Origin of the sequence: Ferruginibacter sp., from assembly GCF_031430955.1 — a bacterium.
GTDB lineage: Bacteria > Bacteroidota > Bacteroidia > Chitinophagales > Chitinophagaceae > Ferruginibacter.
The window spans coordinates 1-3895 of record NZ_JANPCM010000482.1 but is presented as its reverse complement, the minus strand read 5'-3'; the positions used below and the strand labels follow the sequence as shown (position 1 = coordinate 3895).

The window sequence follows — 3895 nt, the reverse complement described above, 5'->3', positions numbered from 1 at the left end:
AAAATCGAAAATGATGTAAATTCCAGCTATTGCAAGTAAACCCAATACCACTTCAATGAATACAACCCGTTTTTTTAAAATAAGCGGTTCTAATAAAGAAGTAAAAAAACCTGCGGCACTAAAACAAACCAATGCTACTGATACGTTGGCATATTTTACACTGCCGTAAAATGCTACCCAGTGTACAGCTACAATTGCCCCTACACCAAAAATCTTCAACACATCTTTTAAAGCAATTTTTTGCAATTGTTTTTTTATGTACAGTAAAATAAATAACGTTACTACAGTTATTAAAAGCCGGTACCAAACCAATAAACCTTCATTAAGTTTTATAAATACACCCAGTATGGCTGTAAAGCCGGCTAAAAAAACAGCAAGATGAAGTTGAAGCAGTGCTTTTTTCATAATGCAAATATAAGCCCCTCCTATCCTCCCCCGTGGGGAGGGAAATGAAGAAGATTAAATTATAGATTAATGTACCCGCCTTCGAACTCCCTCGCCCCGGGAGAGGAATTGGGCTTAGCTCAAAATAATTATAAATAATGCTAAACGGCTAAACTCTAAACATTAAACATATTATATTTGCCAACTTATAACCAATACTATATGAATTTTAAACGTGTTAACAACATTACCGGGTGGCTGGTTTGCATTATTGCCTGTGCAGTATATATTATGACGATGGAAGCCACCGGCAGCCTTTGGGATTGCGGGGAGTTTGCATCCAGTGCTTATAAATTGCAGGTGCCGCATCCGCCGGGGGCACCGCTGTTTACATTAATAGGCCGTTTATTTATGGCACCTTTCGATCCGCAACATGCAGCAACAGGCATTAACCTGATGAGCGCATTAGCCAGCGGTTTTACTATATTATTTTTATTCTGGAGTATTACCCATTTTGCCCGTAAAACAGTTACTAAAAACGGGGCTGAATTAACCACCGAAAAAATATTTGCTGTAATGGCTGCAGGTGTTGTTGGTGCTTTGGCTTATACCTTTTCCGATTCTTTCTGGTACAGTGCTGTAGAAGGTGAAGTATATGCTTTATCATCTTTTTTTACTGCTATTGTTTTTTGGGCAATGCTTAAATGGGAGCAAAATGTTGATGTGGAAGAAGCCCGAGGAATAAAAGGCCATTTTACACATGCCGACCGGTGGATAATTTTGATATTCTTTTTAATGGGTTTATCAATTGGTGTACATCTTTTAAATATATTAACCATTCCCGCTATTGTAATTATTTATTATTATAAACGCTACAAAATAACCAACTGGGGCACTTTTTGGGCTTTTGTAATTGGTTGCGTACTTACTGGTGTGGTGCAAAAAGCGGTTATACAATGGACGATTAAAGGAGCAGGAAGTTTTGATGTGCTTTTTGTAAACAGTTTTGGAATGCCTTTCTTTTCTGGCTTTGCTTTTTTCTTTGTGTTTATTGGTGCATTAATATTTTTTGGCCTTCGCATTGCAAATAGTAAAAACTGGAATTTTTTAAAATTAGGTTTGTGGAGTTTTGCATTTGTTATTCTGGGATGTTTCTCTTCTTACTTTACCACACTGGTACGCAGCAATGCCAACCCTTCGGTAGATATGTACAATGTAGATAATCCTGTAAGTCTTGTTGGTTATTTAAGCCGTGAGCAATACGGTGACTGGCCCATTTTATACGGGCAGGATTTTACAGCACAGCCTGTTGATAATAAAATAACGGAAACTTATATTAAGAGTAATGGCAAATATGAAAAAAATGGGAGAAAAATAGAATACGTTTATGCACCCGAAGATCAGCATTTGTTTCCCCGCATGTGGGACCAAAGCAACGACCAGGGCCATGCTGATTATTATGCCGGCTGGGCTGGTATTGGAAAAGATAAGGAGGGTAATTGGGAAAGGGCACCAACCATGGGTGAGAATATCAGCTTTGCAATCAGCTACCAGTTAAACTGGATGTACATCCGTTATTTTATGTGGAATTTTGCTGGTAAGCAAAACGATGTACAGGGTGTTTACATGGGTAATGTACGTGATGGTAACTGGAAAACAGGTATTGGCCCATGGGATAATTTAAGGTTAGGCGACCAAAGCACTATGCCCGACAGTTTAAAAAATAATAAAGCCAATAATAAGCTTTTTGCTTTGCCGCTTATATTGGGCATACTGGGTTTTATCTTTCAATTTAAAAAAGATAAGAGGGATAATTTTATAGTGAGCCTGTTATTTTTATTAACCGGTGCAGCCGTTATATTTTATTTAAACCAGGCGGGTAACCAGCCACGTGAAAGGGATTATGCATTTGTTGGATCTTTTTACGCCTTTGCCATTTGGATTGGCCTGGGAGTTTTATATGTAAAAGAATTATTTGAAAGTTTTATAAAGAACAGTACGATGGCTGGTTATGTTGCTGCTGCACTTTGCACACTCGCTGTGCCTGTTTTAATGGCCAGCCAGGAATGGGACGATCATGACCGCAGCCACAAAACTATGGCAAGAGACCTTGCAACAGATTATTTAGAAAGCTGTGCCCCCAATGCCATTGTAATTTCTTTTGGCGATAACGATACTTATCCGCTTTGGTATGCACAGGAAGTGGAAGGTATCCGTCCGGATATACGTGTGATAAATTCAAGTTTGCTGGGTACCGATTGGTACATAAATGAATTGCGTTACAAAGTAAATGAAAGCGCCCCTATTGATCCTATCTGGACGGCAGAACAAATTGAAGGCAGCAACAGGGATATTATTTACAATGCACCCAAGCCCGGCATCGATCCTAATCAGTATATGGATCTTTATACCATGATGAAAGATTATGCAGGGAGCGATGATCCATCTAAAATGGAACAGGGCCGTGATGGAAGTCCATTAAATATTTATCCCTCTAAAAAAGTAGCTGTACCTGTTGATATAAATTTAGTAAAACAAAATGGCACTGTTAATGCAACTGATAGTGTTGTATCGTCAGTGCAATTTGAAATTCCTAAAAATGTAATATTTAAAAATGATGCGGCTGTTTTAAATATTATTGCAGCCAATAAATGGAAAAGGCCAATTTATTTTACGTCGCCGCAAGCAGGCGATATTGGTATAGATAAATACATCCGCCAGGATGGACTTACTTACCGCTTTGTACCGGTGTTAAACAGCGAAGTAAATAACGATTGGGCTTACGATAAGATGACTACTAAATTTAAATTTGGCAACGCCAATATTCCGGGTGTTTATTTTGATGAAGAAAACCGCAGGCATTTAAACAGTATTCGCTTAGCTTATGCACAGGTAGCAGGCAGCCTTGCAGATAAAGGAGAAAAAGATAAAGCTAAAAAGATGCTGAACCAATGCGATCAGATGATGCTGCAGGAAAACTTCCCTTATGGAATGGTAAGCAGAAGAGAGCAGCACAATAGTTTTTCTTTACAAATGCTTATTGCTGCTTACAAAGCCGGTGATACTGCTTTAGCAGATAAAATAACTAAAGCTGTAAAGAAAGATCTGGATCAGTCGATGAATTATTTAACCAACCTCAGCGACAGTAAACAGGAAGGCATGCAAACTGAAATACAGGATGTACAACGTTTACAAATGGGTATTCAGCAGATAGAAATGCAATTTAAAAACCCAAGAGTTCAACAAATGCAGGAAATCCCCGGTTCACTAATGGTGCAACCGCCTGCAAGTGTACCAAAAGCTGCAGCAGATACAAAGCCTAAGAAAAAAGGTTAATAAAATATAAATCATTCATATCCCCTGAAATATTTCGGGGGATTTTTTATTTAACAACCGAACCAAACGATGCACTTGAATGTTTCGTAATTTAGCTGGTGTCAGACGGTTTTAAACCGTCTGACACCTTAAACAAATTTTATCATGTTAGGCTACAACTTCTCCAAATACGATG

Annotated in this window: 2 protein-coding genes; one reads left to right on the top strand and one right to left on the bottom strand. The window is 38.4% G+C overall.

Going from position 1 to position 3895, the window contains the following annotated elements:
• On the bottom strand, positions 1-405 hold a 405-nt coding region (locus ACY65O_RS13405; RefSeq protein WP_462221365.1), incomplete at its 3' end, for an EamA family transporter.
• Between the two features lie 201 nt (positions 406-606).
• On the opposite strand from ACY65O_RS13405, the gene ACY65O_RS13400 reads away from it, so the two are divergent.
• The gene (locus ACY65O_RS13400) at positions 607-3720 is read left to right on the top strand and encodes a glycosyltransferase family 117 protein (protein ID WP_462221364.1); all 3114 of its coding nucleotides are present in this window, start codon (positions 607-609) and stop codon (positions 3718-3720) included.
• The last annotated feature ends 175 nt before the right edge of the window (positions 3721-3895 follow it).